At 72.5% G+C, this 17,104-nt stretch carries 15 protein-coding genes; 2 read left to right on the top strand and 13 right to left on the bottom strand.

Going from position 1 to position 17,104, the window contains the following annotated elements:
• Positions 1–192: 192 nt before the first annotated feature.
• Positions 193–1,272 carry a trypsin-like peptidase domain-containing protein gene (locus E5N76_RS25605; protein ID WP_149540523.1) on the bottom strand — a complete coding sequence of 360 codons (1,080 nt, stop codon included), beginning with the start codon at positions 1,270–1,272 and terminating at the stop codon, positions 193–195.
• A gap of 309 nt (positions 1,273–1,581) precedes the next feature.
• On the opposite strand from E5N76_RS25605, the gene E5N76_RS25610 reads away from it, so the two are divergent.
• The gene (locus E5N76_RS25610) at positions 1,582–2,571 is read left to right on the top strand and encodes a Bug family tripartite tricarboxylate transporter substrate binding protein (RefSeq protein WP_149540524.1); all 990 of its coding nucleotides are present in this window, start codon (positions 1,582–1,584) and stop codon (positions 2,569–2,571) included.
• Positions 2,572–2,709: 138 nt separating this feature from the next.
• On the opposite strand, the gene rsmA is transcribed toward E5N76_RS25610, so the two are convergent.
• The 6 genes from rsmA to E5N76_RS25640 form a co-directional block, all read right to left on the bottom strand.
• Entirely contained in the window at positions 2,710–3,498 is a 789-nt protein-coding gene (gene rsmA, locus E5N76_RS25615) for a 16S rRNA (adenine(1518)-N(6)/adenine(1519)-N(6))-dimethyltransferase RsmA (protein ID WP_235907886.1), read from the bottom strand.
• A 65-nt stretch (positions 3,499–3,563) separates the two neighbouring features.
• Complete coding sequence (locus tag E5N76_RS25620) at positions 3,564–4,862, bottom strand: peptidylprolyl isomerase (protein WP_149540526.1); 1,299 nt, start codon at positions 4,860–4,862, stop codon at positions 3,564–3,566.
• A gap of 297 nt (positions 4,863–5,159) precedes the next feature.
• Positions 5,160–5,915 (bottom strand): lysophospholipid acyltransferase family protein, encoded by a 756-nt coding sequence (locus E5N76_RS25625; protein ID WP_149540528.1) that lies wholly within the window; start codon positions 5,913–5,915, stop codon positions 5,160–5,162.
• Positions 5,912–6,553 (bottom strand): YdcF family protein, encoded by a 642-nt coding sequence (locus tag E5N76_RS25630; RefSeq protein WP_149540530.1) that lies wholly within the window; start codon positions 6,551–6,553, stop codon positions 5,912–5,914. The genes E5N76_RS25625 and E5N76_RS25630 overlap by 4 nt, the downstream gene beginning before the upstream one ends.
• Positions 6,550–7,461, bottom strand: a complete 912-nt coding sequence (locus E5N76_RS25635) for an FtsX-like permease family protein (RefSeq protein WP_149540532.1) — start codon at positions 7,459–7,461, stop codon at positions 6,550–6,552. Before E5N76_RS25635 ends, E5N76_RS25630 begins: the two co-directional genes overlap by 4 nt.
• Positions 7,454–8,137 carry a cell division ATP-binding protein FtsE gene (locus tag E5N76_RS25640; protein ID WP_149540534.1) on the bottom strand — a complete coding sequence of 228 codons (684 nt, stop codon included), beginning with the start codon at positions 8,135–8,137 and terminating at the stop codon, positions 7,454–7,456. The genes E5N76_RS25635 and E5N76_RS25640 overlap by 8 nt, the downstream gene beginning before the upstream one ends.
• A gap of 86 nt (positions 8,138–8,223) precedes the next feature.
• Between E5N76_RS25640 and E5N76_RS25645 the strand changes: the two genes are divergently transcribed.
• Positions 8,224–8,610 carry a zinc-ribbon domain-containing protein gene (locus E5N76_RS25645; RefSeq protein ID WP_149540536.1) on the top strand — a complete coding sequence of 129 codons (387 nt, stop codon included), beginning with the start codon at positions 8,224–8,226 and terminating at the stop codon, positions 8,608–8,610.
• 157 nt (positions 8,611–8,767) lie between these two features.
• Here the strand turns inward: E5N76_RS25645 and E5N76_RS25650 are convergent, their stop codons facing one another.
• The 6 genes from E5N76_RS25650 to infB all read right to left on the bottom strand — a co-directional run.
• The gene (locus E5N76_RS25650) at positions 8,768–10,168 is read right to left on the bottom strand and encodes an NAD(P)H-dependent flavin oxidoreductase (protein WP_149540538.1); all 1,401 of its coding nucleotides are present in this window, start codon (positions 10,166–10,168) and stop codon (positions 8,768–8,770) included.
• 160 nt (positions 10,169–10,328) lie between these two features.
• Positions 10,329–12,542 (bottom strand): polyribonucleotide nucleotidyltransferase, encoded by a 2,214-nt coding sequence (gene pnp, locus E5N76_RS25655; RefSeq protein ID WP_149540540.1) that lies wholly within the window; start codon positions 12,540–12,542, stop codon positions 10,329–10,331.
• Between the two features lie 572 nt (positions 12,543–13,114).
• Positions 13,115–13,387, bottom strand: coding sequence for a 30S ribosomal protein S15 (rpsO, locus tag E5N76_RS25660; RefSeq protein WP_149540542.1), 273 nt, complete (start codon positions 13,385–13,387; stop codon positions 13,115–13,117).
• Between the two features lie 48 nt (positions 13,388–13,435).
• A complete protein-coding gene (gene truB, locus E5N76_RS25665; protein WP_149540544.1) occupies positions 13,436–14,401 on the bottom strand; it encodes a tRNA pseudouridine(55) synthase TruB in 966 nt (321 codons plus the stop codon).
• An 88-nt stretch (positions 14,402–14,489) separates the two neighbouring features.
• Positions 14,490–14,915, bottom strand: a complete 426-nt coding sequence (gene rbfA, locus E5N76_RS25670; protein ID WP_149540546.1) for a 30S ribosome-binding factor RbfA — start codon at positions 14,913–14,915, stop codon at positions 14,490–14,492.
• A gap of 78 nt (positions 14,916–14,993) precedes the next feature.
• A partial coding sequence (gene infB / locus E5N76_RS25675; RefSeq protein WP_149540548.1) for a translation initiation factor IF-2 occupies positions 14,994–17,104 on the bottom strand: 2,111 nt, incomplete at its 5' end.

Consider the following 17,104-nt stretch of genomic DNA (forward strand, 5'->3'; position numbering starts at 1 on the left):
GCCGCCACACCAACCCTTGTCGCCGGCGCGGGCGGGGGGCTCCTGTCCCCCGATGGGCTTCTCCCCGGTGACATAACCCGACTTTGCCGCGCCGGCCGCAAGCCACCACGCCAACCCCTTGCTGCCCGCGCTGGCAGGGGCTCCTGCCCCTGCAAACCCCGATGAGGCTTGGCTTCACAAAGCCCGCTTCGCCTAACCCTGCCCCGGCCGCCGCCCAACCTGTACCGAAAATTCGCGCTCCCGTCCTTCCCGCACCACGGTCAACCGCACCGTCTGGCCCGGCGGCACCGCCGCCACGGTCCGCACCAGGGCGCGGGAGGTGTCCACCCTGTCACCATTCACCGCGACGACGATATCCCCCTGGCGCAGCCCCGCCCGCCCCGCCGGGCTGTTGCGCTCGATCCCCGCCACCAGCACGCCGCGGCGCCCCTGGCGCTGCTCCTCCGCCACCAGATCCTGCACGGCGACGCCCAGCCAGCCGCGCTCCACCCTTCCGTCCCGCCGCAATTGCTCGATCACCGGCCGGGCGAGGTCCGACGGGGTGGCGAAGCCGATACCGGCGGAGGCGCCGGAGGGCGAGTAGATGGCGGTGTTGATGCCGATCACCTCGCCCGCCTGGTTGAACAGCGGGCCGCCGGAATTACCGGGATTTATGGCGGCATCGGTCTGGATGAAATCATCGAAAGGCCCGGCCCCGATCTCCCTGCCGCGGGCGGAGACGATGCCGGAGGTGACGCTGCCGCCCAGCCCGAAGGGATTTCCGGCGGCCAGCACCCAGGACCCCACCCGGGCCTGGCTGGACGCGCCCCAGGGCACGCTGACCAGCGGCCCGCGCGGCTCCACCTTCAGCAGGGCCAGGTCGGTCAGCTCGTCCGAGCCGATCACCCTGGCCGGCAGCTCCGTGCCGTCCTGCAGGGCGACCACCACCCGGCTGGCATTCCCCACCACATGGTTGTTGGTGGCGATGTAGCCGGTGGGGTCGATGATGAAGCCGGAGCCAGCCCCCGTCACCTCCTGCCGCCGGTTGCGCTGGCGGTCGCGGAAATAGCGCTCGAAGGGGGTGCCGCGCAGCTCCGGCGGCAGCTCCACCTGGCGCTGCTCGGCGGTGACGGCGATGTTGACCACGGCGGGCAGCACCCGCTCCGCCAGATCGGCGAAATCCGGGAGCAGGCCGCGCTGGGCGATCGCCTGGTTAGGGGTGGTGCTGCAGCCGGCCAGCAGCAGCGCCAGGGCGGCGTTGCCGAGCAGGCGGCGGGTCGGCAGGGCGGACATGCGATGCGGGGGTCCTGAAGCAGAACAGGCCACGGCGGGGGGCCGCGACTCCACGGAAGTGGCGGAGAGTGTGGGCAGATGGATGCGGTCCTTCAACCTCCGCCGCCCGCGCGCTAGCCTGTGATCGGCCCGGGCGTGCACGCCGGAGGGGGGCACGCCCAGGCCGCGAAGCGCCGGCTCGGGAATATCCGGCCGGCATCGGCCGACATAGTCAGGCCGATACCGGTCCGGACCCCACCGCCCGGCGATGCCGGGCGCGATGCCCGGGCGGTCGCGGACAAGGAGCGGACAGGAAGGAGAGGAAGGCGCATGCGGACCGATCGGCGCGGCGTGCTGGGGGCGGTGCTCGCCTTCTCCGGGCCCGGCCTGGCGCGGCGGGCGGCCGCGCAACCGGAATGGGCGCCGGAGCGGCCGTTGCGCTGGATCGTCCCCGCCCCGCCGGGCGGCGGCTTCGACCTGATCGCCCGGCTGCTGGCGAAGGGGCTGGCGCCACGGCTCGGCCAGCCCATCGTCATGGACAATCGCCCGGGCGCCGGCACCGGCATCGGCGCCGAGGCGGTGGCCAGGGCGGCGCCGGACGGGCTGACCTTCGGCAGCGCGGATAATGGCACGCTGGTGTACAACCCGGTGCTCTACCGCCGGCTGGCCTATGACCCGGAGAAGGATTTCCGGGTCATCGGCACCACCGCCCGCTTCCACCTGGTTCTGGCGGTGCGGGCCGGGTCCGAGATCGGCAGCGCGGCGGCGCTGGTGGCGCGGACGCGGGCGGCGGCGGAGCCGATGCAGTACGGCTCCCCTGGCGCCGGCCTGCCGCATCACCTGGCGATGGAGCGGCTGGCGCGGGAGACCGGGGCGAAGCTGACGCCGGTGCATTACCGTGGCCTGGCGCCGATGATGACCGACATGCTGGCCGGCACCATCGAGGTGGCGGTGATCGACCTCTTCGCCGGCCGCGAGCATTTTTCGAGTAGCCGCTTCCGCCCCCTGGCGGTGTGCTCGGAGGCGCGGCTGCCGCAACTGCCGGAAGTGCCGACGGTGGCGGAGGCGCTGGGGCTGGCGGGGTTCGAGGCCCATGCCTGGCAGGCGCTGGTGCTGCCGCGGGCGACGCCCGACGCGCCGGTGGCACGGCTGCGGGCGGAGCTGCTGGCGGTGCTGCAGGATGCCGATGTGGCCGGGAAAATGCGGGACCAGGGCCTGGACCCGCTGCCTGGCGGCGAGGCGGCGTTCACGGCGCGCCTGGCCCGGGAGAAGGCGGTCTGGGTGCCGCTGATCCGGAGCCTGGGCATCACGCTGGACTGAAGTGCCCGGGACGGTCGGGTCAAAACTCCCACCGGGGTCCGGGGACTGGTCCGGTCCCCGGCGGGGGTTGGCGGCCCTGCCGCCAACGGGGGCAGCGCCCGCCGCCGGCGGGTCGGCACTGCCGGGCAAGGCCCCCGATCACCCGGCCTGGGTCCTCGCCAGCAGCGCCCGCGCCATCCGGTCGAATTCCGCCACGCTCAGCGTCTCCGCCCGGCGCGCGCCGTCGATGCCTGCCGCCGCCAGCAGCCCCTCCGCATCGCCGAGGCTTTTCAGCGCCCCCCGCAGCATCTTCCGCCGCTGGCCGAAGGCGGCCGCGGTCAGCCGCTCCATCGCCCGGAACAGCGCCTCCTCCGGATCCTCCGCATGCGGTTCCAGCCCGACCACGGCGGACCACACCTTGGGCGGCGGGCTGAAGGCGCCGGGCGGCAGGCGCAGCAGCAGCGTGGCCCGGCAGCGCCACTGCGCCAGCACGCCGAGCCGCCCATAGGCCTCGGTATCCGGCGCGGCGCAGATGCGCTCCGCCACCTCCTGCTGGAACATCAGCACCATGCGGTCCAGCGCGGCGGCCTGGCGCAGCCAGCCCACCAGTAGCGGCGTGCCGACATTGTAGGGCAGGTTGGCGACGATCACCCTTGGCGCCGGCATCACCTCGGCCACGTCCACCCGCAGCGCATCCGCCTCGATCACCCGCAGCCGGCCGGGAAAGGCCGCTTCCAGCTCGGCCAGCGCGGCCACGGCGCGGCGGTCCAGCTCCACCGCCGTCACCTGCGCCGCCGGCGTCGCCAGCAGGGCGCGGGTCAGCCCGCCCGGGCCCGGCCCCACCTCCAATACCTGACGGCCCGTCAGGTCCCCGGCCTGGGCTGCGATGCGGCGGCACAGCGCCTCATCCAGCAGGAAATGCTGGCCGAGCGACTTCCGTGCCTCCAACCCGTGCCGGGCGATGGTCTCGCGGAGGCTGGGCAGCGCCGGCCCGGTCAGCTTGGCCTCCCCGGTCAGCTCCGCATCTCGATATTGCCGCGGCGGCGCAGGTCGCGCTGCAACTGGCGGGAGAGATTCTCCACCCGGTCGCGCAGGAGCTGGCTCTTCACCTGCTGGGCATTGGTCTCGGCCAGGTTCCGCTGCTCCCGGCTGCACAGCATCATCACCATCACGCCCTCCGGCGTCAGGATGGGCTGGGCCGGGCGGCCGGCGGGCAGGCCGGCCAGCAGGCTGCGAAGCTGGGGCGGGTTCACCTCCTCCAGCCGGATCTGGCCGGGATCCGCCGGGCGGTCGCCGCCGCTGCCGCGGGCCGCCTGCTCCACCGCCTCGCAGCTCCGGGCGGTGGCGGCCAGGCGTTGCGCCCTCTCCACCTGGTCGCGCTGCTGCTGGGTGGGGGCGTTCGGGTCGAGCGTGCCGGAGAAGGCGAAGAAGGCCTGGCGGATGGTGATGAGGGTCGCGATGTCCCGGCCGCTCTCCCGCCGCTGGCGCAGGGCGACGATCTGGTAGCCGCCCGCCACCCGCACCGGGTTGGTGATGGCGCCCGGGGGCATGCGCTCGAGCAGGTCGCCCACCTCGCTGTCCACCTCCTCCTTCCGCACCCAGCCGATATCGCCGCCCTGCAGCGCGCTCTGCGCCTGGCTGAACTGGGTGGCGGCGACCGGGAAGGGGGTGCTGGCGCGGAGCTGGCGGATCACCTCCTCGACGAAGCGGCGGGTCTCCGGCTCGGTGGTCGGGTCGTCCACCGGAATGAAGATCTCGGAGACGAGGTATTCCGGCTGGCCGATGCGGGCGCGGATGTTGCGCAGCGCCTCCTCCACCTCCGCCGGGGTCGGCTCCGCCTCCGGCCCGAGCTGCTGGCGCAGGACGCGGCCCCAGCCGATCTGGGTGCGGATCTGGTCGTAGAGCAGGCGCGGCGCAACGCCGACCTGGGCGAGCTGGGCGCGCAGCCCGCCGGCGGGCAGGTTGTTGCGGCGCTCCAGATCCTGCACCGCCTCCGCGACCTCGGCATCCGAGACGGGGATGCGGCGGCGCTGGATCTCCTGCGCCCGCAGCTTCTCATCGACGATGAGGCGGATGACCTGCGGCTGCATCCGCTCCAGCGTCTCCGGCGAGACGCCGATGCCGGCATTCAGCGCGAAGAGCCGGGCGCGACCGACGATGTCGGCGCGGCTGACGACATCGCCATTCACTACGGCGACGATGCGGTTGACCTGCGCCGCCTGCGGGGGCTGCGGCCGCATTTGCGCCCCGGCCGGCGGCGCGGCTGCAAGCAGGGCGAGGAGGGCCGGGGCAAGGAGGGCGTGGCGCGACATGGCCGTTCCTTAGCCGGAGGCCGGGCCTGGGGCTACTGCGGATTGCGTGGCCGCGGCCGGGCTGCCGGCCGGCGCTTTGTCCACATCGCGCCGGGCGGCGCAGCGGGCGCCCGGCGACGCGGCGGCGGCGCCCGGGCTGGCCGGCGGCGAACCGGCGGGACGTTACAATTCCACGCCATAATAATCCGCGATATCAACCACTTCCCCGGCGGCGACGGGGTGTGGAGAAGCTTGTCCCAAGCCTTGGGCAGAACCGAATCTCCGCCTATCGCAGCAGCTTGGGCCGGGGAGCTCGCTTTAACTGCGAAGAGCGGCGACGGCATTGTCCACCGGGTTATCCACACGCTGCCCCCGCACCAGCCGGTCGGTCTCGCTCTCGATGGCGGTTTCCAGCGCGGCCAGCAGCGCGTCCCGCCGCAGCCCGGTCGGCAGGGGCGGCAGGATGGCGACGGTGATGGTGCCGGGATGCTTCAGGAAGCTCCGCCGCCCCCAGCACAGCCCGCTATCCGTCGCCACCGGCAGCACGGGCAGGCCGGTGGCCGCGGCCAGCGCCGCCACGCCGGGCTGGTAGGGCATGCGCACGCCCGGGGCGACGCGGGTGCCTTCCGGGAAGATCACGATCTGCCGGCCGGTCGCCGCCGCCGCCCGCCCCGCCTTCAGCAGAGAGCGCATGGCGGCGCCCCCGGCGGCGCGGTCCACCGCGATCATCCCCACCTTCCGCGCCAGCCAGCCATAGAACGGGATCCACAGCAGCTCCCGCTTCAGCACATAGGCGGCGTCGGGCAGCAGGCGCAGCCAGATGACGGTGTCGAAAGCCGATTGGTGCTTGGCCGCCAGCAGCGCCGCGCCGCGCGGCAGGTGCTCCAGCCCCGTCACCCGCACATGGATGCCGCAGAGAAGGCGCAGCAGCCAGAGGATGGTCGCCGCCCACCAGCGCATCGGCGGCAGCAGCCAGGCGCGCGGCGCCAGCAGCAGCGGCAGGGCGAGCAGCGTCGAGCCGGCGGTGAGGACATAGAACATCAGGTTGAACAGGACGGAGCGCAGCCAGGTCATGAACTCGGTTCCGGAAGGCCGGGGCCGGGCCGGTGCAACCCCGCCCAGGCGGCCAGCAGCTTGAGGTACTCGCCCGCCAGCAGGGACCAGGTGCGCCAGCGCCCGCCCGCCTCGCGGTCCCGCAGGCTGGCCGGCACCACCGGGTGCGGCACCAGGGCAACGCCGGGCAGCGCCCGCCGCAATTCCAGCAGGGCGCGCGGCATGTGGTAGCCGGCGGTGACGACGCGGAGCGAGCCGATTCCCTCCGCCCGCGCCCAATCGGCGATCTCCGCCGCATTGCCGCGGGTGCTGGTAGCGCCGCTGCCCAGGGTGACGCGGCCGGCCAGTGCCGCCGGTTCCAGCCCCGCGCTGCGGGCGAGATCGGCCAGCGTGGCATGCGGATGCGCGCCGGAGATGACGAGCTTGGCCGCCCGTCCCTCCTGCAGCAGGCGGAGGCCGGTCGCCACCCGTTCCGCCCCGCCGGTCAGCACGGCGATGCCGGCGGTCTGCTGCTCCGGCGCCTGGGGCGGGGCGGCGGAGAGGCGGAGATACCAGGCGAAGCCGGCCAGGAAAGCGAGGGGCGGCAGGGTGGCGAGCAGCGCCAGCAGCCGGCGGCGCGGCCAGCGGGCAGGGGCGCGGGGCGGGGGCGGCCCGGTCATGGCAGCCGGCGCAGCCAGCGCCGGACCGTGGCCTGGGCGGTGGCCCAGCCCAGCGCCGCCGCCAGCAGGGGCAGCGCCGCCAGCTCCGGCCAGGGCAGCCGCGCCCAGGGCTGCCAGGCCTGCTGCCAGGGGGGGGCCAGGCCGGCGCCGGGGCTGCTCCCCAGCAGCGGCGCGGCGAGGTTGGCGAAGCCCGCCAGCACCGGCACGGCGAGCAGCGTGCCGAGCAGCCCGCCCACTCCCACCAGCCAGGCGGCGCGGGCGGCGAAGCGGCCGGCGATATCGGCATCCGTCGCGCCGAGATCGTGCAGCAGGGCGATGGCGTCCCGCCGCGCCGCGATGCCGGCGCGCACCGCGACCGCCACCACCGCCACGGCGATGCCGGCGACCAGCAGCAGCGCCGCCAGCGCCACCGCTTCCAGGCTGCGGGCCAGGGCCAGCAGCCGCGCCACCCAGACGCCATGCGCCTCCACCGAGGCGCCGGGCACCGCAGCGGCGATGCGGCTGGTGAGCCAGGCGGGGTCCTCCGGCAGGGCGGCCAGGCGCAGCTCGATCACCACGGGCAGGGGAAAGGCCGGGGATTCGCCCAGCCAGGGGCGGAGCAGGGCGGCGAGGCGCGCCTGGTCCATGGCGCGGGCGGCGGCCACCTCGGGCAATTCCGTCAGCGCTTCCAGCGCGCGGGAAAGGCGGCCATCCGCTGCGGCGGCGGGCGGGAGCTGCACGGTCATCGCCGCCGCCGCCCCGCCTTCCCAGCGCGCCGTCAGCCCGGCCGCGCCCCTGGCCCCGGCAATGGCCAGGGCGGCGAGCAGCGCCATGGCGGCGACCAGCCCCGGCAGCAGCCGGCCGGACAGGGCACGGCGCAGGCCGAGCGGGTCCCGCCCGCGGGGGCGGCGCAGCCGGGGTTCAGCCATGGCTCATCAGCCGGCCGCCCTGCAGCCGCAGCGCCGGGGCGGGAAAGGCCCGCACCAGCGCATCGGCATGGGTCGCGACCACCACGGTGGTGCCCAGCCGGTGCATCTCCTGCAGCAGGGCCAGGATGCGGCGGGCCTGGGCGGCATCCAGATTGCCGGTCGGTTCATCCGCCAGCAGCAAGGCGGGGCGCATGACCACGGCGCGGGCCAGGGCGGCGCGCTGCTGCTCCCCGCCAGAGAGCGCGGCAGGCAGCGAGTCGGCGCGGGCATCGAGGCCGGCCCAGCGCAGCATCTCCGCCACATCGGCCAGCAGCCCGGCTTCCGGCCGGCCGGCGATGCGCAAGGGCAGGGCGACATTGTCCCGCACGCTGAGGTGCGGCAGCAGGCGGAAATCCTGCCACACCACGCCGATGCGGCGGCGCAGCGCCGGCAAGGCGCGGCGGCGGGTGCGGGAGAGGTCGGCGCCCAGCACCTCCACCACCCCGCTGGTCGGGCGCTGGGCAAGCTGCATCAGGCGGAGCAGCGAGGATTTTCCCGCCCCGGATTCGCCCAGCAGCCAGTGGAAGCTGCCGGAGGGCAGGGTGAAGGTGAGGTCCTGCAATGCGGCCTGGCCCGCGCCGGGCGGGCGCCCGGGCGGCTCGGCATAGCGCAGGCCCACACCGGCGAAGCGAACCATGGCCGGACAATGCCGCCCGGCGCGCGTCGCGCCAAGGGCGGAGGGCATGCTTGCAGCGCAGACCGGCTGGCGGCAGACTCATTGCGATGCGATCCGCCTGCCCGAGCTGCGCCGCGGTGTACGAAGTTCCCGACGCGCTGCTCGCGCGCGCGCGGCGGGTGCGCTGCGTGCGCTGCGGTACGGCCTGGGTGGTGGAGGCGGCGGCGGTCGCCATGCCGGAGCCGGTGGCCCCGGCACCGGCGCCCGTGGTGGTGGTGGCGCCGCCGCCGGAGCCCCCCGCGCCGCGGCCGGCGGTGCGGGCCATGGTGCCCCCGCCGCCGCCGGCGCCTTCGGGCGGGCCGCTGCTGGCGGCGGCCTGGATCGGTTCCCTGCTGCTGCTCGCGGGCGGTGCGACGGCGGCCTGGACCTTCCGGGAAGAGGTGATGGCGGCCTGGCCGCCGGCGGCGCGGCTGTTCGCAGCGCTGGGAGGGTAGCGGCACAGGACGGCGCCGGCCGCCATTCGAGGCGATTTCGGAATCGGCGCTCCCTGGTGCCCTGACGCGGCTTTGCCGCGGCAGGCTGTACAAGGCCTTGGGATATTGGGGACTCGCGGGCCCCAGGAAGCCACTGCGCGGCTTCCTGGGGAGAGAATCACCGCCCCGTCAGGATACGCTCCACCAACTGCTTCGCCGTGGGGATGAAGCCGTTGGAATAGAAGGGGTCGCTGCCGAAGCGGAAGGCGTTGTGGCCGGCGAACATCAGGTTGCTTTCCAGCGCCCCGTCATGCGCCACGTCCTGCAGCGTCTTCTGGATGCAGAAGCTGCGCGGATCGGCCTTCTTGCCGTTGTCGTAATCCGGCCCGTGCTGCGACCAGTTGGAGAAGCGGCAGGCGGAAAGGCAGCCCATGCAATCCACCTGATCCTTCACGATCTCCCGCGCCTTTTCCGGCGTTACGAAGATCAGGGAATTGTCCGGGGTGCGCATGGCCTCGGTGAAGCCATCCACCTCGAATTGCCGGACTCGGGCGAGGTCATGCGCCGTCAGCCAGACCTTCCGCTTGCGCGGGCCGACGGCATACTCCGCCACATGGTCGCCGATCGGCTCCGCCGTATAGGCCACCTGGCGCTCGTTGCGCTCCTCCAGCTCTCGCAGGAAGTCGTTGCGGATGGCGGAGGAGTAGAAGCCGGTGGGGGAGAAGCGCTGCAGCAGCACATCGCCCGGCTTCAGCGTCAGCAGGCGCTGCTTCCAGGCGTCGGAGATCGGACTCTCCTTCGTCAGCAGCGGGCGGGTGCCGAATTGGAAAGCCACCGGCCCGAGCTCCGGGTTGTCGATCCAGTGCTCCCATTCCTCCAGCCACCAGACGCCGCCGGCCATGATGATGGGGACATCGCCCAGGCCCAGCTCGCGCATCTGCTGCCGCAGCTTGAGGACGCGGGGATAGGGGTCCTCCGGCTTCGCCGGATCCTCGGAATTGGAGAGGCCGTTATGCCCGCCGGCCAGCCAGGGGTCCTCATAGACCACGCCGCCCAGCCAGTCCTTCGCCTTGTTGTAGCTGCGCTTCCAGAGAGCGCCGAAGGCCCGGGCGGAGGAGACGATGGGGTAGTAGTGCACGCCGAATTCGCGGGCGATCTCGGACAGCCTGTAGGGCATGCCGGCACCGCAGGTGATGCCGTGGATCAGCCCCTTGGCGCCTTCCAGCACGCCGCGGATGACCCGCTCCGCCCCGCCCATCTCCCAGAGGATGTTGGCGTGGATGCGGCCCTTGCCGCCGCTCCGCTCATGCGCTTCCCGGGCCTGGGCGATGCCGCCGGCGATGCCGTACCGCACCAGCTCCTCATGCCGCTCCCGCCGCGTGGCGCCGCGGTAGAGCTGCGGAATGACGCGGCCCTCGGCATCGTAGCTGTCGGCATTCACGGCCGAGAAGGTGCCGACGCCGCCGGCCGAGGCCCAGGCGCCGCAGGAGGCGCCGTTGGAGACGGAGACACCCTTGCCGCCCTCGACGAGCGGGAGGACGTCCACCCCACCCATGCGGATTGCATTGATCGCCTTCACGCTGCCTGTCCTCGAACCCTGCCATTGCGCGGCGGTGCCGGCGCATCGTGATTGAAACATGTCGTCGAGGCGAAGCCCATGCCTCGCCCGGGGCGGAAGGGGGCCTCCGCCCCCTCACGGCGCGGATGGTGGCGGGGCCGGTGGCGGCCCCGCCTGCGCCTTACTCCGCCGCCTCGTGCCGGTCCCGGCGCGGCCGGTCGCCGCGCTCGCGCCGCGGCCGGTCCTCCCCGTTCTCGCCTTCCGGCCGCGGCCGGCGGGCGCCCACCTGCTCCGTGATGTCGGCGCCCGTCTGCTGATCGACCACGCGCATGGAAAGTTTCACCTTCCCGCGGTCATCGAAGCCCAGCACCTTCACCTTCACCTGATCGCCGACATTGACGACATCGGTGGTGCGGTTGACCCGCTCATTGGTCAGTTCGGAGATGTGAACGAGGCCGTCCCGGGCGCCGAGGAAGTTCACGAAGGCACCGAAATCGGCGGTCTTCACCACCTTGCCGTTGTAGATCACGCCCACTTCCGGCTCCGCGACGATGCCGCGGATCCAGTCGATCGCCTTCTGCGCCGCTTCCGGGCTGGTGGCGGCCACCTTGATGGTGCCGTCATCCTCGATGTCCACCTTGGTGCCGGTGCTCTCGGTGATCTCGCGGATCACCTTGCCGCCGCTGCCGATGACGTCGCGGATCTTCTCCTTCGGCACGGAGATGACGGTGATGCGCGGCGCGTTCTGCGCCACGTCGCCGCGCACGCCGGAAAGCCCCTTGGCCATCTCGCCCAGGATGTGGACGCGGCCGTCCTTCGCCTGGCTCAGCGCCTGGCGCATGATGTCGAAGGTGATGGAGGTGATCTTGATGTCCATCTGGAGCGAGGTCACGCCCAGCTCCGTGCCGGCCACCTTGAAGTCCATGTCGCCGAGATGGTCCTCGTCGCCGAGGATGTCCGACAGCACGGCGAAGCCGCGATCTTCCTTGATCAGGCCCATGGCGATGCCCGCCACCGGCCGCTTCAGCGGCACGCCGGCATCCATCAGGGAAAGGGAGGTGCCGCAAACGGTCGCCATGGAGGAGGAGCCGTTGGACTCCGTGATCTCGGAGACCACGCGCAGCGTGTAGGGGAACTTCTCCTTCTCCGGCAGCATCGGCCGGATGGCGCGCCAGGCCAGCTTGCCGTGGCCGATCTCGCGGCGGCCGGGGCTGCCCATGCGGCCGGTCTCGTTCACGCTGTAGGGCGGGAAATTGTAGTGCAGCATGAAGTGCTCGCGGTACTCGCCCGACAGCGCATCGATGATCTGCTCATCCTGCCCGGTGCCGAGCGTCGCCACGCAGAAGGCCTGGGTCTCGCCGCGGGTGAAGAGGGCGGAGCCATGGGCGCGCGGCAGCACGCCGACCTCGGCAGTGATCGGGCGGACCGTCTTGGTGTCGCGGCCGTCGATGCGCAGGCCGGTGTCGAGGATGTTGTTGCGGACGACGTCCGCCTCCAGCTCCTTCAGCAGGCCCTTGGCGGCGTTGACATCGGCCCCCTCGGCCTCCAGCGCGGCGATGACGGCCTTCTTCGCCTCGCCCACCTTGCCCTGGCGGGCCAGCTTCTCCACCACCTTGTAGGCCTCGGCCATCTGGCCGCGGCCGAGCTCGGCGATGCGGGCCTTCAGCGCGATCTCGGCCTCGGAGGGCTCGGGCAGCGGCCAGGGCTCCTTCGCCGCCACCTCGGCCAGCTCGATGATGCCCTGGATGACCGGCTGGAAGCCCTTATGGCCGAATTCCACGGCGCCCAGCATGACCTCCTCGGTCAGCTCCTGCGCCTCGGATTCCACCATCAGCACGCCTTCCGCGGTGCCGGCGACGACGAGATCGAGCTGGCTCTGCTGGCGCTGGGCGGCGGTGGGGTTCAGCACGTACTGGCCGTCGATATAGCCGACGCGGGCGCCGCCGACCGGGCCGAAGAAGGGGATGCCCGACAGGGTGAGGGCGGCGGAGCAGCCGACCAGCGCCACCATGTCCGGGTCATTCTCCATGTCGTGGGAGAGCACGGTCGCGATGACCTGGACCTCGTTGCGGAACCCGTCGGGGAAGAGCGGCCGGATGGGACGGTCGATGAGGCGGGAGATCAGGGTCTCGGACTCGCTCGGCCGGCCTTCCCGCTTGAAGAAGCCGCCGGGGATCTTGCCGGCGGCGAAGGCCTTTTCCTGGTAGTTCACCGTCAGCGGGAAGAAATCCTGGCCCGGCTTCACCGAGCGGGCGCCGACCACGGTGCAGAGCACGATGGTGTCGCCGAGCCGCGCCATCACGGCGCCATCGGCCTGGCGGGCGACCTTGCCGGTTTCCAGCGTCAGAAGCTGGCCGCCCCAGGCGATGTCCTTGCGGAAGTAATTCTCGAACATGCGTCGTTCCTTCAGCGGGGCGGCGCGCCGGGCTGGCGCGGCAGCCCCGACCGGGCGCATCGGGCGCCCGGAATTGCGGGTGTGGCCCGCTGCCCGCGATGGGCGGGGCGGGCCGGTGCGACGCGGTGGGATGCCAGTCTCGGCCGATGGCGGCGCCCCGGTCCGGGACGCCGGGCCCGGCGCTTCGGGCGGCATGGACAGCGGACTACCCCTGTGGCAGCCGCCCCCCGGTCCGGGGTTCCATGTGGCCGGAAACGCCGACGCCGCCCCCCTCGGGGGCTCGCACGGCTCTGTCCTGTCAGCCCGCCGCGTGCGCGGCGGTGACGGGCTTGGCCAGCGCGCTGGGTCACCCGTCGGTCGCCCATATGGCCAATCCTAGGGCGGATTGCCATGGAATTCTGCGGAAAAGGCCGAGAGGGGCTTCGCCCCCCTCGGGCTTCCCCCACCAAAGGCCGAAGGGCCTTTGGAAACCTTGAGTTTTGCGCCCCGACCGTCGGGTCCAACTTCAATGGCCCTTGGCGGGCAGGAGTTTGAGGGGTTGCGGCACTGCCGCAACCGGAGCCCTCCCTCTGCTACCGCCGCAGCCCGAGGCTCCCGATCAGCCTCTCGTACCGGCCGGCATCCTTCTTCTTCAGGTAGTCCAGCAACCCACGCCGCTGGCCGACCAGCACCAGCAGGCCGCGCCGGCTGTGGAAGTCCTTGGCGTGGGTCTTGAGGTGCTCGGTGAGGCCGGAAATCCGCTCGGACAGCAGGGCGACCTGCACTTCCGGGCTGCCCGTGTCACCGGGATGCGTGGCGTATTGCGCGATCAGCGCCTGGCGGCGCTCCGCAGACAGAGCCGACATCGGGTTGTTCTCCTGTTGGCCGGGTGGCTCGGGCCACGCTTCGGCGGTTCAACCGACGGCTGCCGGGCTTTCCTGCGCCACCAGGCGTTCCGGCACCAATTGGCCGGACTCCAGGCGGCAAAGCCCGATGAGCCGCTCCCCCGCCATGGCGCGGACCAGGCCCCCATCGGGGTTGGCCTCGCCGGGTATTCGGCCCATCAGCTCCACCAGGCTGATCGCCTGGCCGAAGCCGAGCCTTGCGGCTTCCGCTGCCGTGAGGGCCAGCGCCGGGATGTCGGCCAGCGCGGTCGTCACCGGCAGCAGCAGCGCCGGGGAAGGGGGCGGGGTATCGCCCGCGCCACGCAGCTTGTCCAGGGGAATCGCGTGGGATTCGTGGAAGGGGCCGACCCGCATGCGCCGCAGCGCGGCGATATGGCCGACCGTGCCGCAGGCGCGGGCCAGGTCCCGGGCGAGGGAGCGCATATAGACGCCCTTGCCGCTTTCCACGAGGAAGACAGCGGTATCGGCATCCGGCCGCTCGATCAGCTCGAAGCGGTCGATCCGGGCGGGCCGGGGAGCCAGCTCCACCACCTGGCCCTCGCGCGCCAGGTCATAGGCGCGCTCGCCGGCGACCTTGATGGCGGAATAGATCGGCGGGACCTGCATGATCTCGCCGCGGAAAGCGGGCAGGGCGGCCTGGATCTCGGCATCGGTGGGGCGGGCGTCGGAGGTGGCGATGACCTCGCCGTCGGCGTCGTCGGTGTCCCGCGCCTCCCCGAAGCGCAGGGTGAAGCGGTAGGACTTCGTGCCGTCCATGACATAGGGCACCGTCTTGGTGGCGGCGCCGAAGGCGATGGGCAAAAGGCCGGTCGCCAGCGGGTCCAAGGTGCCGCCATGGCCGCATTTCTGCGCCTGGAACAGCCGCTTGACGATGTTCACCACATCGGTGGAGCCGATGCCCGAGGGCTTGTCGACGATCAGCCAGCCATCGATGGGACGGCCCTTGGGTTTGCGGTGGCGGTGGCGCTGGGTCATTCGCTCGGTCGGTGCTGCGGGAAGGGCGGCTTCATAGGGCTTCGCGCGGCCGACGCCAGCGGAAATCGGCAATGCAGGGATGGGCGCGTTAAGCCCCCTCCCCCGCATCATCCTCCGACCGTGGGGCAAGGTCCCGCACCACCTCCGGCTGCTTCAGCGCGCGGTCGATCTGCATGGCGTAGTCGAGTGCGGTGTCCGGCTGGAAATGCAGGTCCGGCGCGAATTTCAGCCGCACCGCGCGGGCGACCTGGCTGCGCAGGAAGGGGGCGGCGCGCTTCAGGGCGCGGAATTGCGGCTCAGGCAGGTCCTTCCCCAGCCCGCTGACGAAGGCGGTCATGTGCTTCAGGTCCGGGGAGGCGCGGACCTCCGTCACGGTGACATGCGCGCCGGCGAGGTCCGGGTCGCGGAAATCCCCGCGCGCCAGCACGGCGGCCAGGGCGTGGCGCACCTCCTCCGCCACGCGGAGCTGGCGCTGGCTGGGGCCGCTGCCGGCCTCCTGCGGTCTCTTGCCCATCGGGCGTTCACCTTCGCAAAAACAAAGGGCGCGGCACCTTCCGGCGCCGCGCCCGGGGATGCCGGGAAGGGGCGCCGGCTAAGCCGCCGCCACCGTCTCGACTTCGTAGCACTCGATCTGGTCGCCGACGCGGATGTCGTTGTAGTTGGCGAAGGACATGCCGCATTCATAGCCGTTGGTCACCTCGCGGACATCGTCCTTGAAGCGGCGCAGCGTGCTGAGCTCGCCCTGGTGGATGACGACGCCGTCGCGCAGCAGGCGCACGCCGGCACCGCGCCGCACGACGCCTTCCGTCACCCGGCAGCCCGCCACATTGCCCACCCGCTTGACCTCGAAGACCTGGAGGATCTGCGCGTAGCCCAGGAACTTCTCGCGCTGGACCGGGGCGAGCTTGCCCTTCACCAGCTTCTCGATGTCGTCCGAGACCTCGTAGATGATCGAGTAGTAGCGGATATCCACGCCGTCCCGCTGTGCCATCTCCCGCGCCTGGGTGGTGGCGCGGACATTGAAGGCGACGAGCACGGCATTGGACGCCTTGGCGAGCTGGATGTCGGATTCGGTGATCTGGCCGACCGCCGAATGCAGCACCCGGACCCGCACCTCCTCATTGCCCAGCCGGCCAAGGGTGACGCCGATCGCCTCGGCGCTGCCCTGGACATCGGCCTTGACGACGACGGCCACTTCCTTCTGCTCGCCCGCCTGGACGCGCGCCAGCATCTCGGCCAGCGTCCCGCGGCTGGCGCCGGCGGCGGCGCTCGCCTTCTCCCGCAGCTTGCGCTGGCGGAATTCGGAGATCTCGCGCGCCCTTGTCTCATCCTCCACGGCGACGAAATTCTCGCCCGCCGAGGGCACGCCGGAGAGGCCGAGGATCTCGACCGGCAGGCTGGGGCCCGCGGTCTTCAACTGCCTTCCCTTGTCGTCCAGCATGGCGCGCACCCGGCCCCATTCGGCGCCGGCCACGACGATGTCGCCCTGCTTCAGCGTGCCCTTCTGCACCAGGATGGTCGCCACCGGGCCGCGGCCGCGGTCCAGCTTGCTCTCGATGACCGTGCCTTCCGCGGCGCGGTTCGGGTTGGCGCGCAGGTCCAGCAGCTCCGCCTGCAGGATGATCGACTCGAGCAGCTTGTCGAGGTTGATCTTCTGCGTGGCCGAGACCTCGATCTCCTGGGTGTCGCCACCCATGCTTTCCACCACCACCTCGTGCTGCAGCAGCTCCTGCCGCACCCGGTCGGGGCGCACGCCCGGCTTGTCGATCTTGTTCACCGCGACGATGAGCGGGACGCCCGCCGCCTTGGCGTGGTTGATCGCCTCGATGGTCTGCGGCATCACGCCGTCATCCGCCGCCACCACCAGCACCACCATATCCGTCACGGAGGCGCCGCGGGCGCGCATGGCGGTGAAGGCGGCGTGGCCCGGCGTGTCGATGAAGGTGACCCGCTCGCCGGTCGGGATCTGCACCTGATAGGCGCCGATATGCTGGGTGATGCCGCCCGCCTCGTGCGCCGCCACATCGGCCTTGCGCAGCGCGTCCAGCAGGCTGGTCTTGCCGTGGTCGACATGGCCCATGATGGTGACGACCGGCGGCCGCGCCTCGAGGTCGGTATCCTCGTCCGTCGCGCCTTCCAGGCCGATCTCCACGTCGCTCTCGGCGACGCGGCGGACGCGGTGGCCGAATTCCTGCACCACCAGCTCCGCCGTATCGGCGTCGATGGTCTGGGTCAGGGTGGCCATCACGCCCATGCGGAACAGCGCCTTCACCACCTCGCCGCCACGGGCGGCCATGCGGTTGGCGAGTTCCTGGACGGTGATCGTCTCCGGCACCACCACGTCGCGCACCACGCGCTCCGTGCCGCTGCGCAGCCGGGCCAGCTCCTGCTGGCGCCGCTCGCGCTCCCGCGCGCGGCGGAGGGAGGCGATGGAGCGCGTACGCTCATCCTCGCCCTCGATCGCCGCCTGCACGTCGATGCGGCCTTCGCGCCGGCCGAGGCCGGGCAGACCCTTCTTGACCGGGGCTAGCACCGGCTTCTTCGGCGCCGCGGCGGGGCCGCCGGGGCGGCGCAGGGCGGCGCCGCGGCGGGCCTCGTCCTCCTCCTCCGCGGTACGGGCGCGCAGCGTGAGCTTCGGCGCCTGGGCGCCGGGCGCGGCCGGGGCGGCGGGCGCGGCGCCGGCGGCAGGCGCCGGGGCAGCGG

The sequence above is a fragment of the Siccirubricoccus phaeus genome (assembly GCF_008360935.1).
Lineage (GTDB): Bacteria > Pseudomonadota > Alphaproteobacteria > Acetobacterales > Acetobacteraceae > Siccirubricoccus > Siccirubricoccus phaeus.